The organism is Thalassobaculum fulvum, from assembly GCF_014652915.1.
GTDB lineage: Bacteria > Pseudomonadota > Alphaproteobacteria > Thalassobaculales > Thalassobaculaceae > Thalassobaculum_A > Thalassobaculum_A fulvum.
Window position 1 is genome coordinate 118,333 of sequence record NZ_BMZS01000005.1, and the last position, 17,307, is coordinate 135,639.

Annotated in this window: 15 protein-coding genes and 1 tRNA gene; 4 read left to right on the top strand and 12 right to left on the bottom strand. The window is 71.5% G+C overall.

Annotated elements, in window-relative coordinates; translation table 11 throughout:
• Position 1 precedes the first annotated feature (1 nt).
• From map to IE246_RS12235, 4 genes are all read right to left on the bottom strand, one after another.
• Positions 2 to 808 (bottom strand): type I methionyl aminopeptidase, encoded by an 807-nt coding sequence (gene map, locus IE246_RS12220; RefSeq protein WP_189989868.1) that lies wholly within the window; start codon positions 806 to 808, stop codon positions 2 to 4.
• A gap of 260 nt (positions 809 to 1,068) precedes the next feature.
• The gene (locus IE246_RS12225) at positions 1,069 to 2,373 is read right to left on the bottom strand and encodes an NAD(P)/FAD-dependent oxidoreductase (RefSeq protein WP_189989869.1); all 1,305 of its coding nucleotides are present in this window, start codon (positions 2,371 to 2,373) and stop codon (positions 1,069 to 1,071) included.
• 27 nt (positions 2,374 to 2,400) lie between these two features.
• Complete coding sequence (gene sfsA, locus IE246_RS12230; RefSeq protein WP_189989871.1) at positions 2,401 to 3,111, bottom strand: DNA/RNA nuclease SfsA; 711 nt, start codon at positions 3,109 to 3,111, stop codon at positions 2,401 to 2,403.
• Between the two features lie 67 nt (positions 3,112 to 3,178).
• On the bottom strand, positions 3,179 to 5,308 hold the full coding sequence (locus IE246_RS12235) for a methyl-accepting chemotaxis protein (protein ID WP_189989873.1): 2,130 nt from the start codon (positions 5,306 to 5,308) through the stop codon (positions 3,179 to 3,181).
• Between the two features lie 338 nt (positions 5,309 to 5,646).
• Between IE246_RS12235 and IE246_RS12240 the strand changes: the two genes are divergently transcribed.
• From IE246_RS12240 to amt, 4 genes are all read left to right on the top strand, one after another.
• Complete coding sequence (locus IE246_RS12240; protein WP_189989875.1) at positions 5,647 to 6,423, top strand: competence/damage-inducible protein A; 777 nt, start codon at positions 5,647 to 5,649, stop codon at positions 6,421 to 6,423.
• Positions 6,420 to 7,172 carry an enoyl-CoA hydratase-related protein gene (locus IE246_RS12245; RefSeq protein ID WP_189989877.1) on the top strand — a complete coding sequence of 251 codons (753 nt, stop codon included), beginning with the start codon at positions 6,420 to 6,422 and terminating at the stop codon, positions 7,170 to 7,172. The genes IE246_RS12240 and IE246_RS12245 overlap by 4 nt, the downstream gene beginning before the upstream one ends.
• The gene (locus IE246_RS12250) at positions 7,169 to 7,570 is read left to right on the top strand and encodes a hypothetical protein (RefSeq protein WP_189989879.1); all 402 of its coding nucleotides are present in this window, start codon (positions 7,169 to 7,171) and stop codon (positions 7,568 to 7,570) included. The genes IE246_RS12245 and IE246_RS12250 overlap by 4 nt, the downstream gene beginning before the upstream one ends.
• Positions 7,571 to 7,643: 73 nt before the next feature.
• A complete protein-coding gene (gene amt / locus IE246_RS12255) occupies positions 7,644 to 9,743 on the top strand; it encodes an ammonium transporter (protein WP_189989881.1) in 2,100 nt (699 codons plus the stop codon).
• A gap of 22 nt (positions 9,744 to 9,765) precedes the next feature.
• On the opposite strand, the gene IE246_RS12260 is transcribed toward amt, so the two are convergent.
• The 8 genes from IE246_RS12260 to IE246_RS12295 all read right to left on the bottom strand — a co-directional run bounded on the left by IE246_RS12260 (position 9,766) and on the right by IE246_RS12295 (position 17,172).
• Positions 9,766 to 9,850 (bottom strand) — tRNA-Leu (locus tag IE246_RS12260).
• 48 nt (positions 9,851 to 9,898) lie between these two features.
• Positions 9,899 to 11,107 (bottom strand): TauD/TfdA family dioxygenase, encoded by a 1,209-nt coding sequence (locus IE246_RS12265; RefSeq protein ID WP_189989883.1) that lies wholly within the window; start codon positions 11,105 to 11,107, stop codon positions 9,899 to 9,901.
• A gap of 472 nt (positions 11,108 to 11,579) precedes the next feature.
• Complete coding sequence (locus IE246_RS12270; protein ID WP_189989886.1) at positions 11,580 to 12,740, bottom strand: amidohydrolase; 1,161 nt, start codon at positions 12,738 to 12,740, stop codon at positions 11,580 to 11,582.
• Positions 12,741 to 12,774: 34 nt separating this feature from the next.
• The gene (locus IE246_RS12275) at positions 12,775 to 12,930 is read right to left on the bottom strand and encodes a hypothetical protein (protein WP_189989888.1); all 156 of its coding nucleotides are present in this window, start codon (positions 12,928 to 12,930) and stop codon (positions 12,775 to 12,777) included.
• Positions 12,927 to 13,922, bottom strand: a complete 996-nt coding sequence (locus IE246_RS12280; protein ID WP_189989890.1) for a pyridoxal-phosphate dependent enzyme — start codon at positions 13,920 to 13,922, stop codon at positions 12,927 to 12,929. The genes IE246_RS12275 and IE246_RS12280 overlap by 4 nt, the downstream gene beginning before the upstream one ends.
• 5 nt (positions 13,923 to 13,927) lie before the next feature.
• A complete protein-coding gene (locus IE246_RS12285) occupies positions 13,928 to 14,719 on the bottom strand; it encodes an alpha/beta hydrolase (RefSeq protein WP_189989892.1) in 792 nt (263 codons plus the stop codon).
• On the bottom strand, positions 14,719 to 15,660 hold the full coding sequence (locus IE246_RS12290) for a branched-chain amino acid transaminase (RefSeq protein WP_189989894.1): 942 nt from the start codon (positions 15,658 to 15,660) through the stop codon (positions 14,719 to 14,721). The genes IE246_RS12285 and IE246_RS12290 overlap by 1 nt, the downstream gene beginning before the upstream one ends.
• A gap of 81 nt (positions 15,661 to 15,741) precedes the next feature.
• Entirely contained in the window at positions 15,742 to 17,172 is a 1,431-nt protein-coding gene (locus IE246_RS12295; protein WP_189989897.1) for a sensor histidine kinase, read from the bottom strand.
• Positions 17,173 to 17,307: the final 135 nt, after the last annotated feature.

The window sequence follows — 17,307 nt, forward strand, 5'->3', positions numbered from 1 at the left end:
ATCACACGTAGGGCGGCTTGGTGTAGCCCTTCGGCGACAGGGTGAAGATCTCCACCCCGTCCTCGGTGACGCCGACCGAATGCTCGAACTGCGCCGACAGCGAGCGGTCGCGGGTGACCGCGGTCCAGCCGTCGTCGAGGATCTTCACCGGGTACTTGCCGGCGTTGATCATCGGCTCGACCGTGAAGAACATGCCCGGCTCCAGCACCGGTCCCTCGTCCGGGTGGCCGTAGTGCAGCACGCTCGGCGGGGCGTGGAAGGTGCGCCCGAGGCCGTGGCCGCAGAAATCGCGCACCACCGAGAAGCGCTGGGCCTCGGCGTACTGCTGGATGGCGTGGCCGATGGCGCCGAGTCGGACCCCCGGCCTGATCGCCTCGATGCCGAGCATCATGCAGTCGTAGGTCACCTCGACCAGCTTCCGGGCCTTCACCGGCACCTTGTCGCCGACCAGGTACATGCGGCTGGAGTCGCCGTGCCAGCCGTCCAGCACGACGGTGACGTCGATGTTTACGATCTCGCCGTCGGCCAGCTTCCGGTCGCCCGGGATGCCGTGGCAGACTACGTGGTTGATCGAGGTGCAGATCGACTTCGGAAAGCCCTTGTAGCCGAGCGGCGCCGGCACCGCGCCGTTGGCGACCGTCATCTCGTGGCACAGCCGGTCGAGCTCGTCGGTGGTGACGCCGGGTGCGACATGGTCGGTGATCATGTCGAGGATCTCGGCGGCGAGCCGTCCGGCCTTGCGCATGCCCTCGAAATCCTCGGGGCGATGCCGGATGATCTGGCGCGCCTCGGCCAGGGCTTCGCGCATGCGGGTTACTCCATCGGGAAAGTCGATCCCCCAATCTGCGCACGCGACCCCGGGAGGTCAAGATGCGGGGCGGGGTGGCGTGTGCCGCAGTCGCCGTCTGGCTCCATACCGTCGGGTGGGTTCCGGACCCGGCCCGCCTGTGGCGTTCCGGTCCGGAATGACGAAATCGGGAGGATGGCCACGCTCAAATCCTTCGTCATTCCGGAGAGGCGCGCCTTGGCGCGGCTCATCCGGAACCCACGATGCGACGGGGGCCCCGGCTATCCCAGCACCGAGAACGAGCTGTCCGGGTTGATCCGGCGCCGGCGCGAGAAGGTGGCGGTGTCGACGGTGCGCTCGATGTTGGCCAGCCGGTACGGCATCGGCGCGTTGTCGTGGTCGCCGCCGGCTTCCACGTGCTCGACCAGCCGGGCCATCAGGCGGCCGGCGCCGGGCGCGTTCTTGAACTGGTTTCCGCTGGTGCCGATCGCCATGTAGAAGCCGTCGACGCAGGACCGGTCGTAGATCGGGATCCAGTCGTCCGACACATCGTACAGGTCGACCACGCCCTTCGGCCGGGTCGCGACCGGCAGCGTCGGCACCCGCTGGGCATAGCGCATCGCCTGGGTGACAGCCTGGTCGCTCAGGTCGCGGTCGAAGGCGTCCGGGTCGACCACCTCGCGCGGGTCGCATTCCGGGTCCTCGCTGCCGACCAGGATGTGGTTGCCGGTCTCCGGGCGGACATAGCAGGCGATATCGCTGTCCGAGACGACGATGCCGGAGCGCGCGACGTCGAATCCGGCCGGCGCGTCGACGTGGACCACTTCCTGCCGGACCGGCTTGGTGGTGATGGTCATGTCGCGGTCGGCGCCGACCATGGCGTTGATCCGCGACGAATGCGGGCCGGCGACATTGATCACGACCGGGGCGGCGATCCGGCTGCCGTCGTCCAGCACCACGCCCTGGACCCGGCCGCCGGCGACCGGGATCTCGACGACCGTGCGGTTGAACAGGAAGCGCCCGCCGGCCGCCTCGGCGGCGCGCTGCAGGTTGTGGCTGGCAAGCTGCGGGTCGTTGACGTAGCCGGCGGTCGGGAAGAACACGCCGCCCTGGAGGGCGCCGCCGGTCGGCTCGCCGAAGCCCGGCTCGTCCTGCCGCTTGGCCGGCCAGTAGCGCTGCAGGTCGTAGATCGGCAGGGCCGAGCTGATGCGCTCGGCGTCCCATTCCTCGAACGGAATGCCGAGCCGGGAGACGTTCTCGACGATCCGGGCGAGGTGGCCGTTCTGCTCGGTCTTCATCACCAGGCAGCCGCATTCCCGGAACTCGGCGTAGCCCCGGTCGTCGGTCGCACCCAGGTAGTCGGTCCAGCGCTTCCAGTCGAAATAGGAGTCGTAGGCCAGCGCGGTGCCGTCGAGCGTCGAGTAGTGCACCCGGATGATGGCGCAGGAGTTGGCGGTCGAGCCGTAGCCGGCGGCCGGCAGGCGGTCGACGTTCAGCACCTTGCGGCCGGCGCGGGCCAGCTCCAGGCCGACGGCGGCGCCGATCACCCCGGCTCCGATGACGATGGCGTCGTAGCTCTCGGTCATGGCTCGATCCTCACTGGACGACAGGCCTCAGACGATGACGGGCAGCGGCTTGCGAAGCGTGATGCGCTCCGGCGTGATCGCGCAATCCCAGGCGATCGCCTCGACCCCGGCGGCGACCGCCCGGGCCAGGCCCTCGGCATAGCGCGGATCGATGTCGGCGGCGGCCACCACCCGGTCGCAGTCCATGCGCTGCACGCAGAACAGCATCACGGCCCGCCGGCCGGCGGCGACCGCGGCCGCCAGCTCCTCGAGATGCTTGGCGCCGCGCGCGGTCACCGAATCCGGGAACTCGGCGGCCCCCGGGTTCGGCCCGTCCGGGCGACGCAGGTGGACGTTCTTGACCTCGACGTAGCAGGGGCCGCGGCCGTCGCCGTCCAGCAGCAGGTCGACCCGGCTGTTGGTGCCGTAGCGGACCTCGCGGCGCAGGCCCGGATAGCCGGCGAGCTCGGGGACGGTGCCGGCGGCGATCGCCTCGGCGACGATCGCGTTCGGCCGGCCGGTGTGGATGCCGACCAGGCCGCCGTCCGCCTCCACCAGCTCCAGGGTGTGGGCCAGCTTGCGCTTCGGGTCGTCGGAGCGCGACAGCCAGGCGCGCAGCCCGGGCGCGTTCAGGCCGGTCATGGCGCCGGGGTTCGGGCAGTGCGCCGTGACCACCTCGCCGCCGAGGTCGATATCGGCGAGGAAGCGCTTGTACCGCCTGACCAGGCGGCCTTCCAGGAGCGGGCGGGGCAGGTCCATGGGCGGCACCGTAGTGCGATGCGCCGCCCTGCGCCACCCGCTCCCGGAGTGGAGTCGTCAGGCCGGCTCAGCCGGTCCGGATGCTGCCCACGAAGTCCGTGACCTCGCGTTCCAGGGTGTCGGTGGACGCCGCCAGCTCGCTGCACATGTGCAGTACCTCGGCCGCACCCTCGCCGGTGCGCTCCGACGCCGCCGACACCTTGGCGATGCCGTCCGAGACCTGGCTGGCGCCGGACGCCGCCTCTTGGGTGTTGCGGGCGATCTCCTGGGTGGTCGCACCCTGCTCCTCGACCGCCGAGGCGACCGCGGTGTTCATCTGCTCGAGCGACTGCACTACCTCGGCGATCGCCTTGATGGTCTCGACCGCGTCGCGGCTGGCCGACTGGATCTCCTCGATCTGGGCGCGGATCTCCTCGGTCGCCTTGGCGGTCTGGCTGGCCAGGCTCTTGACCTCGGACGCGACCACCGCGAACCCCTTGCCGGCCTCGCCGGCCCGGGCCGCCTCGATGGTGGCGTTCAGGGCCAGCAGGTTGGTCTGCTCGGCGATGTCCTGGATCAGGGTGATCACGTCGCCGATCTGCTGGGCGGTCTCGGCCAGCGCCTGGACCCGGCCGTCGCCGCGCCGGGCCTCCTCGTTGGCCTGGCGCGACATCTCGGCGGCCCGGGTCATCTGGCTGCCGATCTCGGTGACCGTCGCGGCCAGCTCCTCGGCGGCGGCCGAGACCGCCTGCACGTTGGTGCTCGACTGCTCGGACGAGCCGGCCACCACGCTGGCCTCGGAGCGGGCCTCGTCGGTCGCCTGGCTCATCGCCTCGGCGCGCCGGCGGACCTCGTCGACGTTGCTGGCCAGCGTGCCGACCAGGCTGCCGACCGACTGCTCGAACCGGGTCGCCAGCTCGTCCATGGCGCGGCGCTTCTCCTCGGCGGCCCGGCGGTCGGCCTCGGCCTGCTCGACCTCCATCTGATGGATGCGCTGGGAGTTCTCCTTGAAGACCTGCACCGCCTTGGCGATGTCCGAGATCTCGTCGGACCGGTCGAGGCCGGGCACCTCGACGTCGAGGTCGTTGTCGGCCAGCCGGCGCACGGCCGTCGCCATGTTGCGGATCGGTCCGGTCAGGCGCCCGCCCAGCAGCACCGTCAGGCCGCCGAGCACGACGACGACCGCAGCGGTCAGCAGCAGGATGTTGCGGCCCATCCGGTCGACCGCGGCAAGCGCCTTGTCCTCGCTCTGTGCCGACAGGACATGGTACGGCTGGCCGCCGATCTGGAGCGGCTGGAAGGCGCCGAGGATGGTGCCGGTCAGCGGATCGTCGAACTCGAGATACCCCGGCCCGCCGGCCGCCAGCGCCTCCTGCAGGGCCGCCGGAAACGTGTACTGCAGCGCCGCGGCCCCGTCGCCGGCGACCCGGTTCGAGCGGATCACGCCGTCGGCCCCGACCAGCGAGTTGTCCTGGGCGGTCCCGTCGGTCTCCTTGCCGCCGATCACTTCCGCCACCTTCTCGGCCGACGTCCGGAACAGGATCGCGGCGATCGGCGGCTGCCCGTCGGCCATGGTGGACAGCCGGTAGACCGGTTGCCCCCAGAATGCCGACACCTTCTCGGACCCGGCGTCGTAGGCCTGGAAGTCCTCGAAGACGTGCTCGCCCTGGGGCGCCTCCAGGGCCCTGCGCGCGACCTTGGCGAGCGGGCTCTCGCCGAGCTCGCCGATGCTGCCGAGGAATCCGTCGGACTTGGTGATCGAATAGATGATGCGGCCGTCCGGGATCACCAGATAGGCGTCGGAGATGTCGGAGCTGCGCCACTGCGACAGGAAGGAGGCGTGCAGCCCGGCATGGCGCCACGAGTACATGCCCTTGACGTTCTCGCCGGTGATCTCGGCGCGTTCCTTCGGGCTCAGCTCGGGGTTCGCGTAGGTCGAGCGGATGATGTCGAGCTCGTCGGCGTCGACGGCCACGATCAGGCTCTCGATGCCCTGGAACACCGCCTCGCTGCGCGCCATCCCGTCCAGGGTGTTGGCGATCGTGTCGAGCGACCGGGTCAGCTGGTCGCGCTTGGTCTCGGCGATGAAGGTCAGCCGGTCCTCGGCGCTCTGATAGAGGGCGTCCCGGCTCTGGACATAGGCGAGCGCGCCGATCAGCGCGCACGAGACGAGGCAGAGCAGGACCGCGATCAGCGGCACTTTGACTCGGAGGGTCATTCGAGTTCTCCCTTGCCGGACGCCGCCGCTGCCTGGACGGGCGTCACGGGTTCCGGCGCCTCGACGGAACCGTCGGGCGTCGTTTTGATTCTTCCAACCCTTAGGTTGAGGGCGCTCATGCCTCACCTGACGGTTCAATCCTTGTCGGCTCGGGGTTAACAAGCGGTTACCGGATGCCGCAGGTTGAGTGTGGGCGCGCGAGGCTTGCGGCAACCTGACGCGCGTTTTCCGCGCGGATCCGGCCGGCAGCCCCCGCCTGCCGGCGACGTTCTTGACTCGGCGACGGCCGGCGGCTCCCATCGCCCGCGTTGCGCGACGCCGACTACGGAGTTCCCCCGATGGCCGACCAGCCCGTCACCGCCGCCCTGTGCATCATCGGCAACGAGATCCTCTCGGGCCGCACCCAGGACAAGAACCTCGCCTATATCGGCGAGCGCCTGAACGCGCTCGGTATCCGCCTCGCCGAGGTGCGCGTAGTGCGCGACGACGAAGCCGCCATCGTCGAGGCGGTGCGGGCCCTGTCGGAGCGCTATACCTACGTGTTCACCTCTGGCGGCATCGGGCCGACCCACGACGACATCACCACCGCCTGCATCGCCAAGGCGTTCGGCGCCGAGGTCGAGCGCAACGCCGAGGCGATGCGCCGGCTGACGGCGCACTACGCCAACACCGGCATCGAGTTCAACGAGGCGCGCCGCAAGATGGCGGACATCCCGGTCGGCGCCGAGCTGATCGACAACCCGGTCTCGGCGGCCCCCGGCTTCATCATCGGCAACGTCCACGTGCTGCCCGGGGTGCCGCGCATCATGCAGGCGATGTTCGAAGGCCTGGCCGGCCGGCTGACGGGCGGCGCGCCGGTGCTGTCGCACACCGTCGCCTGCACCATCGGCGAGGGCACGGTGGCGGCCGGGCTCGGCGAGATCCAGGCGCGTTACCCGGACGTCGAGATCGGCAGCTACCCGTATTTCCGGGCCGGCCAGTTCGGCACCTCGCTGGTCCTGCGCGCGACCGACGCCGACCGGCTGGCGGCGGCCGCCGACGAGGTGCGGGCGCTGGTCCGGTCGCTGGGTGCCGAACCGATCGAAGCGGATACGTCGGGGGAGAGCGCGGCATGAGCCTGGTCGAGGTCCACCGCGAGGACGGCCTGGCGACCGTCACCCTGGCGCGCTCGGAAAAGCGCAACGCCATGTCGAGCGCGATGTCCGGCGCCGTCGCCGACGCGTTCCGGACGCTGTCCGAGGACCCGGACCTGCGGGTCGTGCTACTGAACGGCGCCGGGCCGAGCTTCTGCGCCGGGGCCGACGTGCGCGAGATGGCGGCGCTCGAGCCGGCGTCGGCCGAGGCCTTCATCCGCGGCCTGCATCACGCCATCGCCGCGGTCATGGAATGCCCGGTGCCGGTGGTCGCGGCGATCCAGGGGGCCTGCGTCGGGGCCGGCCTGGAGCTGGTGGCCGGGGCCGACCTGCGGGTCGCCGCCGCCGACGCCCGGTTCGCCATGCCGGAGGTGCTGGTCGGCGTGCCGTCGGTGATCGAGGCGGCGTTGCTGCCGCGGCTGATCGGCCGCGGCCGGGCGGCGCGGCTGGTGCTGACCGGCGAACTCGTCGATGCGGCCACGGCCGAGCGCTGGGGACTGGTCGAGGAGGTGGTGCCGGTCGCCGAGCTGGCCGGCCGGGCGCAGGCGCTCGCCCGCTCGATCGCCGAGGCCGATCCGGCGGCGGTGCGCGCCCAGAAGGTGCTGTGCCGGCAATGGGACACCCTGCCGCTGGACGCGGCGATCGAGGCCAGCGTGGCGACCTTCGCCGCCAGCTTCACCTCGGACGCGCCGCGGCGCCGCATGGCGGCGGTCCTGGAGCGGCGGGGGTGAGGGCCGCCGCCCTCGGTACGCTGACGGCGGCGCTGCTGCTGGCGGCCTGCGGTCCGGCGGCGGCCGCGTCGGTCGACGGGACCTGGGGCGTGGCCGACGGCGACACGGTCGCCTGCGCCAACGTCCATGTCATGGTGCTGCGCGACGGCCGCTACACCAAGGCGCTGCTGGATCTCGGAACCACCGAGGGGCCGCGGGACGTGGTCGTCGGAACCTCGACCTACACCTTCGACGGCGCCCGCCTGGTGGTGGCGCCGTCGATGTCGCTGGAGCGGCCGGAGCCCCGGCAGGTGTTCGACTGGGACCCGGTCGGCCGGATCCTGCGGCGCGCGGAGCCGGCGCCCCGGCTGACCTTTCGGCGCTGTCCGGACCGGCCGCTGCGCCCCCTCGATCGATAGCCCCGATCGGTAGCGATCCGCGAGATCCGCCTTACCGATTGATCGGAAACGTCGATTCGTCATAGGAATCGGCATGCCGCCGGACGCAGCACCGCTCGATGTCGCCTGGATGATCGTCGCCGCCGGCCTGGTCTTCGTGATGCAGGTCGGGTTCTGCGCGCTCGAGGCCGGGTTCGTGCGGGCCCGCAACACCATCAACGTCGCCGCCAAGAACCTGATCGACTTCTGCGTGGCCGGGGCGGTGTTCTGGGCGTTCGGCTTCGCCCTGATGTTCGGAGCCCCGCCGGCGCTATCGTCGGCCGAGGGCATCGGGTGGCCGGCCGCGTTCTTCCTGTTCCAGCTGATGTTCTGCGGGACCGCGACGACCATCGTCTCCGGCGCGGTCGCCGAGCGGATCCGCTATGTCGGCTACGTGGCGGTGTCGGCGATGATCGCCGGGGTGATCTACCCGATCGCCGGGGGATGGGCCTGGGCCGGGGCCGACGGCGGCCCGGCGGGCTGGCTCGAGGCCGCCGGCTTCGTCGACTTCGCCGGCTCCACGGTGGTGCACTCGGTCGGCGGCTGGGTGGCGCTGGCGGCGGTGCTGGTGATCGGCCCGCGGATCGGCCGGTTCCAGGACGGCGGCATGACCCCGCAGCCGCACAGCCTGCCATTGGCGGCCATCGGCGCCATGCTGCTGTGGTTCGGCTGGATCGGCTTCAACGGCGGCTCGACCCTGGCGCTGGACGGCCGGGTCGCGCCGATCATCGTCCACACCATGCTGGCCGGCTGCTTCGGCGGGCTGGTGGCGCAGGCGGTGGCGGCGGCGATCACCCGCAGGGCCCGGGTCGACGCCCTGCTGAACGGCATCCTCGGCGGGCTGGTGGCGATCACCGCGAACTGCCACGTCGTCGACGCCGGCGAGGCGGCGGTCATCGGCGCGGTCGGCGGCGCGATCGTCCCGTTCGGCATGATCCTGCTGGAGCGCCTGCGGATCGACGACGCCGTCGGGGCGATCCCGGTCCACCTGTTCGCCGGGATCTGGGGGACCCTGGCGGTCGCCCTGTTCGGCGACCCGGCGATCCTCGGCCGCGGCTGGCTGGAGCAGCTCGGCGTCCAGGCGCTCGGGGTGGCGAGCATCGGCGCGTTCGCGTTCGGGGCGACCTATCTGGTGCTGCGCGGCATCAACCTGGTCACCCCGCTGCGGATCTCGGCCGACGGCGAGCGCATCGGCCTGAATGCCGCCGAGCACGACGCCTCGTCGGCGATGCAGGACCTGATCGTCGCCATGGAGGACCATTTCCGGTCCGGCCGCATGGACGACCCGATCCCGGTCGAGATCGGCTCCGAGGTCGAGCCGATCGCCCGGCAGTACAACCGCGTGGTCGCCCGGGTGCGGGCCGACACCCGGCGCATGGAGCAGTCGGTCGAGGCGCTGGCCTCGGCGAAGTCCGAGGCGGAGGCGGCCAACCGGGCGAAGAGCGCGTTCCTGGCCAATATGAGCCACGAGCTGCGCACCCCGCTGAACGCGGTGATCGGGTTTTCCGACCTGCTCGGCAACGAGCCGTTCGGCAAGCTCGGCGACCCCCGCTACAAGACCTATGCCGAGGACATCCGGATGGCGGGGGAGCACCTGCTCACCCTGGTCAACGACCTGCTCGACCATTCCCGCATCGAGGCCGGCAAGGTCGAGCTGCACGAGGTCGACGTCGACGTGCGGGCGGTGGTCCGCCGGGTCGGCCGGATGATGGAGGACCTGGCGAGCAGCCGCGGCCTGACGCTGGACATCCACGTCGATGCCGAATTGCCGCGGCTGCGCGCCGACGAGCGGCTGGTCCGCCAGATCCTGCTGAACCTGGTCTCGAATGCCGTGAAGTTCACCGAGAAGGGCGGCCGGATCGAGGTGGTCGGGCGGCTGGAGCCGGACGAGCGGATCGCGCTGGTGGTGGCGGACACCGGCATCGGCATGGACCGGGCCGACATCGGCCGGGCGATGGAGCCGTTCGTCCAGCTCAACGACCGCTACGACAAGTCCTACGGCGGCACCGGCCTCGGCCTGCCGCTGGTGAAGTCGATGGTGCGGCTGCACGGCGGCACGCTCACCATCGACTCGATCAAGGGTCACGGCACCACGGTCAGCGTGCGGTTCCCGGAGGACCGGACCCTGCGCAAGGCGACCGAGGCGGCGGAGTAGGGGACCGGCGACGACGGTCGAGTGGTGGCCCCGGCGGGACTCGAACCCGCACGCCCGAAGGCTCGCGATTTTAAGTCGCGTGCGTCTACCAGTTCCGCCACGGGGCCGACGGTGATCCCTGATACACTGGGAGGTTGCGGGCAGGGAAGAGGCCGCTAGTCGGTTCCGGCCGCCAGCCGCCTGCGCCGCCGGAGTATCCGCAGGCAGGAGTGCAACTCGTCGCGCTCCAGGTAGATGCCCTGCAGCCAGCGGGCGCCGGCCGCCGGGTCGAAGGCGGCGCGGCCGTGCAGCAGGCGGCGGTTGTCGAACAGCACCAGGTCGCCGGGCCGGTAGCCGTAGGCGATCCGGAACCGCGGGTCGCGGGACAGCGCGAAGACCCGCCTGAGCGCCCGGTAGGCCGGGGCCACGCGCTCCGCCGGCAGCGCCAGCGGCCCGCGCAGGAACCCGGCGATCCTGACCTCGGTCGGGCTGCCGGTCGCCGGGTCGAGCACGATGACCGGCGACAGCCAGCGGTAGTCGGAGGTCTTCGCGCGGTTCTGGAAGGTGAAGCGCTCGGTCGAGAGGATCCGGTAGGTCCCGGGCTCCTCCGCCGCCAGGTGCTCGGCCAGCCGGAAGCCGTCGACCATCATCGCCTCGCCGCCGGATGCCGAGTTCTCCAGGCAGTGCAGGATCTGCAGCCCGGGCTGGTACTCGCGGGTCGGCAGGTCGACATGCGGGGTCAGCTCGAGCGCGGTGTAGGCGTTGGAGTCCGGGTCGACCTTGGAGCGCACGTCGAACACCCGGCCGAAATTGGTCTCGCGCACGGTGCCGATGCGCCGGGCCACCCGCTCGACGGTGCCGGGCTCGACCGGCACCCCGCGCAGCCGGCCGAAGCCGTAGACCGCGACGGCGGTCAGCCAGGCCTCCAGCGCGGCGTCGTCCTCCAGGATCCGGCTGCCGTCGAAGCTCGGCGGCTCGGCCATGGCGGCGGCGTCCCAGGTGACCGGTCGCGGCCGGTCGTCGGCGTCGAACCCGCCGCCGGCCGGGGCGTCGTAGGCGTGGGCCGCCAGCCAGCCGGGGTGGTAGCGGCTGGCCGAGACGCCGTGGCTCCAGGTGACGTACAGCCCGCCGCCGGCCTCGACCGTCGCGGCCGTGGCGTGGAAGTCGTCGGGCAGGGCCGAGAGGTCGAGGGTCGGCTCGCGCGTCGTGCGGTTGACGTGCTCGGGCATCGGCGAGTTGTCGATCAGCCACCAGAAGTCGAACCGGCTGGCGATGCCGTCCTCCCAGGTCACCACCACGTCGCTGCCGGCGACCGTCGCCGACACCGGGCGGCGGCCGACCGGCCAGACGTCGAAGTCCGGCGTGAGCGGCGGTGCCTCGGTCATCCGGCCCTCCCTGCTTCGGTTGGTGGCCGGAAGCAGCGTGACCTGGTGCACCCGCCCGCGCTGTCCCGCAACCGCCGCGGCAGTGTGGCGGGGGCGTCATCGGCAGGGCTGCATGCGCCCATCGTGTCGTCTACGTGATTAACAAGTCTCGCAACGTCAGCTGGGTCCCGGCTCTCCGCGGCTTCGCCGCTACGGCCGGGATGAGGTCTTGTAAGCACTCATCCGGGCCGAAGCGCAGCGAAGAGCCGGGACCCAGCGATGTCGTTTGGCACAACAAAATGAATCAGCTCACATTTTTCAGATGTGCGCATACCCAAGGTCGCGTCGCGGCTCCCGGATGCGGTCCGCCCGCGGCGATCCGCTCCGGGATGACGTCATGAGAAGGAGCCCTTCCTCTGCCGTCGTCATTCCGAACGGGTGCGCCGTCCCGGCGCGGCCGAGCCGGAAACCGCCCGCCGCTGCGACGCCCGTCCTATCCCAGCTGGTCGCGCAGGGTGCGCATGAACACCCGGGCGCCGATCGCGATCAGGTCGTCCGGGAAGTCGTAGTCCGGGTTGTGCAGGCTCGGATGGTCCTCGCCGGCGCCCAGCAGGAACATCGCCGAGGCGGCGTGGTCGCCGAACCGGCCGAAGTCCTCGGACCCGCGCATCGGCGGCACGTCGGGGTCGCAGGGCACGCCCTCGGCTTCCATGGCGCGGCGCAGGTGGGCGACCGCCGCGGGCGCGTTCTCGCAGTGCCGGAACACGTCGTGGTAGTCGATTTCGAAACCGAGGCCGGACTCCCGCGCGGCGTCCATGACCAGGCGCTCGGCCCGCTCGACCAGGCCGTCCATGCGGCCGTCGGTCAGGGTTCGCAGCGTCGACCACAGCTCGGCCTCGCCGGGCGCGATCCCGAAGGCCGGCTCGCCCAGGCGGGCGTGGGTGACCGTCACCATCGTGAAGTCCGGCCCGAGCGCGCCGTCGGACCCGAGCCCGGTCCCGAGCGCGGTCAGGGCCGGCATCAGACGGGCCACCGCCGCCATCGGCGACACTCCGTGCTCCGGCATCGAGGCGTGGGCGGTCCGGCCGGTCAGCACTACGCGCATGCCGCGGGACGCGCAGTTGGCCGGTCCCTCGGCCAGCCCGGCCCGGCCGAGCGTCATCCCCGGCATGTTGTGCAGCGCATAGGCAAAGTCCGGCCGGATCTCCTGGAACTTCGGGTCGTCGACCACGGCGGCGGCGCCGGCGCCGTTCTCCTCGGCCGGCTGGAAAAGCACCACCGCCCGGCCGCGCCGCGGACGCCGGCGGCCGAGGCCGCGGGCGAACGCCGCCAGGATCGCCATGTGGCCGTCGTGGCCGCACATGTGGCCGTTCCCCGGGACCGTCGAGCGGTGCGGGATGTCCGAGACCTCGGCGATCGGCAGGCCGTCGAGCTCGGCCCGGAACATCAGGGTCGGGCCCGGCTCGGCGCCCTCGTAGACCGCCGCCACCCCGTGCCCGCCGAGGCCGGCGACGAGGCGGTCGGGCCGGGTGCCTTCGAGGAAGCCGCGGACCGTGCGCGCGGTCTCGCGCTCGTCGCCGGACAGCTCCGGCCGGCGGTGCAGCTCGCGCCGCCACTCGACCAGCTCGACCACGTCCTGGTTGCTCAGAAACATCGCGGGCTCCCTCGTTTGTGCGGCGCGACCCTGTCTACCGCGTCCGCCATAGCGTCGACCAGGGGCAGCCGGGATTGGCCCCGCAGGCCAGCCGCGCGCCCCACAGCACGGCCAGGAGCCCGGCGACGACGGCGGCCAGTACCGCCAGCCGGATCAGCCAGGCCAGCAGGGTGGAGCGCCGGCGTCTCACCGCGCAGCGGCGACGAGCCCCGGCTGGTCCGCCACCTGCCCGAACAGCGCCGGGACGCCGCCGGTGTGCAGGAAGCAGGCGGGCTCGCCGGCCGGGATCGCGCCGCTGTCCAGAAGGGCCAGGAGCCCGGCGAAGGTCTTGGCGGTGTAGGTGTGCTCCAGGAAGAAGCCCTCCAGCCGGGCGCAGGTCGCGACCGCCGCGACCGATTCCGGGGTCGGTCGGCCGTAGCCGGGGCCGAGCTGGTCCATGTGGATCGTCATGCGGCGCTGCCAGTCGCCGGCCGGCAGGCCGGCACGGCGCTCCAGCCCGGCGACGATGCCGGCGATCCGGGCCTGCAACTCGTCGGCCTGGTACTCGACGCTCACCAGGTGCACGGTCAGGTCGAGGTCGAGCAGGGCGCAGCCGTACAGGAAGCCGGCCTCGGTCGGGCCCATCGAGCCGGGCAGCACCACGTGGCGCAGCGCCACACCGGCGCTGCGGGCCTGCCGCGCCAGCTCCCCGGCCGCCCGGGCATAGCCGAGCGCGCCGACGACGGGATCGCCGACCAGGTAGGGGCGGCGGCCGGCGGCCGTCAGTTCCTCGACGGCGGTGCGGGCGCGGCGGCCGCGCTCGTCCTCGTCGACCGGGCCGAGGAACCGGATTTCGGCGCCCAGCAGGCGGTTGAGCATGAGGTTGCCGACCGCGCTCTCCGGCGGGTTGCCGCCGTGCAGGATCAGGCACTCCAGGCCGAGCCTGGCGGCGGCCGCGGCGGTCAGCCGGCACTGGTTGGATTCCGGCGCCCCGGCCACCACCAGCATGTCGCAGCCGCGCTGCCCGGCCTCGGCAACCCAGTACTCCAGGCTGCGCAACTTGTTGCCGCCGAGGCCAAGGGCGGCGACGTCGTCGCGCTTGGCCCACAGCGCGCCGTGGCCGGTCTCGGCCTCCAGGCGGCGCAGGCGCTGGAACGGCGTCGGGCCGTCCAGCAGGTCGATCCGCGGCAGGTTCTCGAGCATGGCGGTCAGGCCCGGGCCAGGAGGGCGTCCATGCGGGCCCAGACAGCGTCGAACCAGCGGTCGCTGCCGGGACCGAGCATCAGGTCGTGCGGGGCGTCGTCCAGGCGGATGTGGTCGCCGCCGTAGAACCGGGCGATCGCCGCGTCCTGGCCGGCCGGGTGGCGCTCGGGGTCGTCGCGGCCGCCCTCGACCACCAGCACCGGGGCGCCGATCGCCGCCGGATCGACCGGGATCCGCAGGTCGTAGCGCTCGTTCAGCAGTCGCGGGCTCTCCGGGCACAGCTTCGCGGCGAGATCGGCCAGCTCGGCGTCGGACAGATGGATGGCGTAGCGGGTCCGGGCGATTTCGGCCGGTAGCGGCGGCACCGGCGCGCCCTCGGGCACCAGCGGCACCTTCCGGGCCCCCGGCAGGTTGCCGGGCGGCGACGGGCAGGCCAGCAGCAGCCCGGCGGTCGGCCGCTGCGTGGCGGCCAGCGGAACCAGCAGGCAGCCGAGGCTGTGGCCGACCACGACCGCCGGCCGGTCGAGCGCGTCGATGCCGGCGACCACGTCCCCGGCGAAGTCCATCACCCCGGCCTCGGCATAGCCCGGTGGCTGCGGCAGCCCGCCATGGCCGCGCAGGTCGAGGGCGGCGACCTCGCGACCGACGGCGGCCAGCCGCTCCGCCCAGTAGTCCCAGCACCAGGCGCCGTGATAGCCGCCGTGCACCAGCAGCACCGGCGGCCGCGGATCGCCCGCGGCCGGCCGGCGGTGCCAGAGCCTGGCGTGGCCGAGCCGGCGCTCGGTGCCGAGCGGCACTACTCCGCCGCCTTCGCCGCCGCCGCCTTGTAGACCGGCATCCGCCACTCGCCATGGGCGCCGGAATAGCCGTGGCAGACGTCGAAGTAGGTCTCCTGCAGGCGCTTGGTGATCGGCCCGATGGCGCCGTCGCCGACCGCCAGGCGGTCGATCATGGTCACCGGCGTCACCTCCCAGGCGGTGCCGCAGAAGAACGCCTCGTCGGCCGCCACGATCTCGGAGCGGTCGACGTCGCGTTCCACCGTCGGGATGCCGAGCTCGTCGAGCAGCTGCAGCACGGTGGTGCGGGTGATGCTCTCCAGGATGTCGTTCGACGTGCTCGGCGTGATCGCTTGGCCGTCGCGGACGATGAAGAAGCACATGCCCGGGCCTTCCGAGACCTTGCCGCGGCTGTTCAGGAAGATCGCGGTGTCGTAGCCGTCGGCCTGGGCCTGCATGCTGGCGAGCCGGCCGTTGTTGTAGTTGGCGTTGCACTTCACCCGCATCGGCATGGCGTTGTCGGCCACCCGCACCCACGAGCTGACCTGCGCCGACACACCGGAGGTGATCTTGGCGATGCGCGGCCGCTCCAGCGTGGTGATCGCCAGCCCGACCGGCCCGGTCACGCCCGGTGCGGCGCCGCCCTTCAGGTAGGCGGTGGTCATGATGTGGACGTTCTCGCCCTTGCACTCGTTGGCGCGCAGCAGCTCGAGGGTCTTCTCGGTGACGTAGTCCGGCGAGAACACCTCGTCGAAGCGCATGAAGCGCTGCGAGAAGGTGAAGCGGTCCATGTGCTCCGCCATGCGGAACACGTACATCTCCTGCTGCTTCTCGTTCCAGTAGCCGCGCAGGCCCTCGAACACCGAGGCACCGTACTTGAAGGCGCCGGTCGAGACGTGGACGGTGGCCTCGTCCCAGGGAACGATCTTGTCGTCGAGGAAGGCAAAGCGGGGCTGGGCCATGGCCCTGGATCCTTTCGCTGGAAGTGATCTCCGAGCGTAGGACCGCGGGGAAACCGGGTGCAAGCCCCACCGTCGGGCGGTTCAGGCTGCGACGGCCGGCAGGGTTATCGTGACTCGCGTCCCCTTGCCGGGGGCGCTGGCGATGTCGAACGTGCCGCCGAGAACCTCGACGGTCCGCTTGGCCAGCGGCAGGCCGAGGCCGGTACCCGTCTCTTGGCCGGCGACGTGGGTCGATACCCGACCGAACGGCGTCAAGGCCACCTCGAGATCCTTCTCCGACATCCCGACCCCGTTGTCGGAGATCACGAGCCGAACCGGGCCGAACCGTTCGTCGACCGATGCCGAAACGGTGATGGCGCCGCCGCGGTCGGTGTACTTGATCGCGTTCGAGACGATGTTCAGGACAACCTGCCGGAGCTTTCCGCCGTCCGTGTGGATCTGCGGCAGGTCCGGCGCGATGTCGCGGCGGATCGTGACTCCCTTGCGCTCGGCGTCCGGTCCCAGCATGTCCAGTGACGAACCGAGGATGTCCGACGGATCGACATCGGCGAGCGTGATCTCGGTCTTGCCGGCTTCGATCTTGCTCAGGTCGAGCACGTTCCCGATCACGCCGAGGAGATGGCGGCCGGCGCGATGGATATGATCGGCGTACTCGACGTATCGGGGTTGGCTGATCGGGCCCTGGATCTGGGCGTGGATCATCTCGGCGAATCCGAGAATGGCGTTGAGCGGCGTCCGCAGTTCGTGACTCATGCCGGCGAGGAACGCCGATTTGGCCCGGCTTGCCTCGTACTCGATCGCGTACTCCGCCGCGATCCTCGTCCGGGCGGCCTGCTCGTCGAGCCAGCGGCGTTCGGCTCGCCGCAGTACGAGCAGCTGAACGGCGAAGATCGCGAGCAGCACCGAGACGACAACGGCCATGGCCGCCAGCGCTTCGGGTCGACGCAGGATGGCCGCTTCGAGATCCGTCACGTCGGAGTAGATCTCGAGAACGGCAATGATCTTGGATCGACCGTCCCGGGACCAGGCCGGGATATAGGACTCGAGCACCACCAGATCGCGGCGCGGCCCGTCGAGCGCCTCGAACGTCGGCTTGCGGGTCAGGCGGCTCGCAATGCCGCCGTTGAGTGCCACCTGGAAGTTCCGCTCCTTCCAGTAGTCGCCCCCGATCTGGGCGGGATCCGACGAGTACAGCGTGATGCCGTTCGGCGAGTACACCTTGACCTTCAGCACCCTGGTCCCGGCGGCGATCTTGCGGACCTCGCGATCGAGGGCGTGCGTCCGGGGGTCTCGCCGGATCGCCGTGGCATCCATGGAGCCGGACTCGGCGACCAGCGAGCCGTACTCGCTCCACAGGGTGTTGGCGAAGATCTGCGCCATCGACGCCGCGACGGCCTCGACGCTGCTCTTCAGGTTGGTGAGCACGGCGAAGTGGTAGGTCGCGATCAGCAGGACTGCCGCGAGCAGCGCGGCCGGCAGCCCGACGAAGGCAAACCTCTTTGACAGCATCATGCGGCCCCTGCTGACTTGGTCGCGCGCCAATACCCGATGAAGCGCCGACTCTCGTTCGCCGAAGCCAATAGAACGCGGCAGCGGTTAATATTCTACGTACTGCACCACCGGTTGTCGGCCGGGTCGCGGTCCTGA

Coding starts and splice junctions, on each gene's coding strand:
- IE246_RS12235 (WP_189989873.1), bottom strand. CDS start 5,308: ATGACCCTCCGAGTCAAAGTGCCGCTGATCGCGGTCCTGCTCTGCCTC.
- map (WP_189989868.1), bottom strand. CDS start 808: ATGCGCGAAGCCCTGGCCGAGGCGCGCCAGATCATCCGGCATCGCCCC.
- IE246_RS12245 (WP_189989877.1), top strand. CDS start 6,420: ATGAGCCTGGTCGAGGTCCACCGCGAGGACGGCCTGGCGACCGTCACC.
- IE246_RS12225 (WP_189989869.1), bottom strand. CDS start 2,373: ATGACCGAGAGCTACGACGCCATCGTCATCGGAGCCGGGGTGATCGGC.
- IE246_RS12290 (WP_189989894.1), bottom strand. CDS start 15,660: ATGGCCCAGCCCCGCTTTGCCTTCCTCGACGACAAGATCGTTCCCTGG.
- IE246_RS12295 (WP_189989897.1), bottom strand. CDS start 17,172: ATGATGCTGTCAAAGAGGTTTGCCTTCGTCGGGCTGCCGGCCGCGCTG.
- IE246_RS12270 (WP_189989886.1), bottom strand. CDS start 12,740: ATGTTTCTGAGCAACCAGGACGTGGTCGAGCTGGTCGAGTGGCGGCGC.
- IE246_RS12240 (WP_189989875.1), top strand. CDS start 5,647: ATGGCCGACCAGCCCGTCACCGCCGCCCTGTGCATCATCGGCAACGAG.
- IE246_RS12265 (WP_189989883.1), bottom strand. CDS start 11,107: ATGACCGAGGCACCGCCGCTCACGCCGGACTTCGACGTCTGGCCGGTC.
- amt (WP_189989881.1), top strand. CDS start 7,644: ATGCCGCCGGACGCAGCACCGCTCGATGTCGCCTGGATGATCGTCGCC.
- sfsA (WP_189989871.1), bottom strand. CDS start 3,111: ATGGACCTGCCCCGCCCGCTCCTGGAAGGCCGCCTGGTCAGGCGGTAC.
- IE246_RS12280 (WP_189989890.1), bottom strand. CDS start 13,922: ATGCTCGAGAACCTGCCGCGGATCGACCTGCTGGACGGCCCGACGCCG.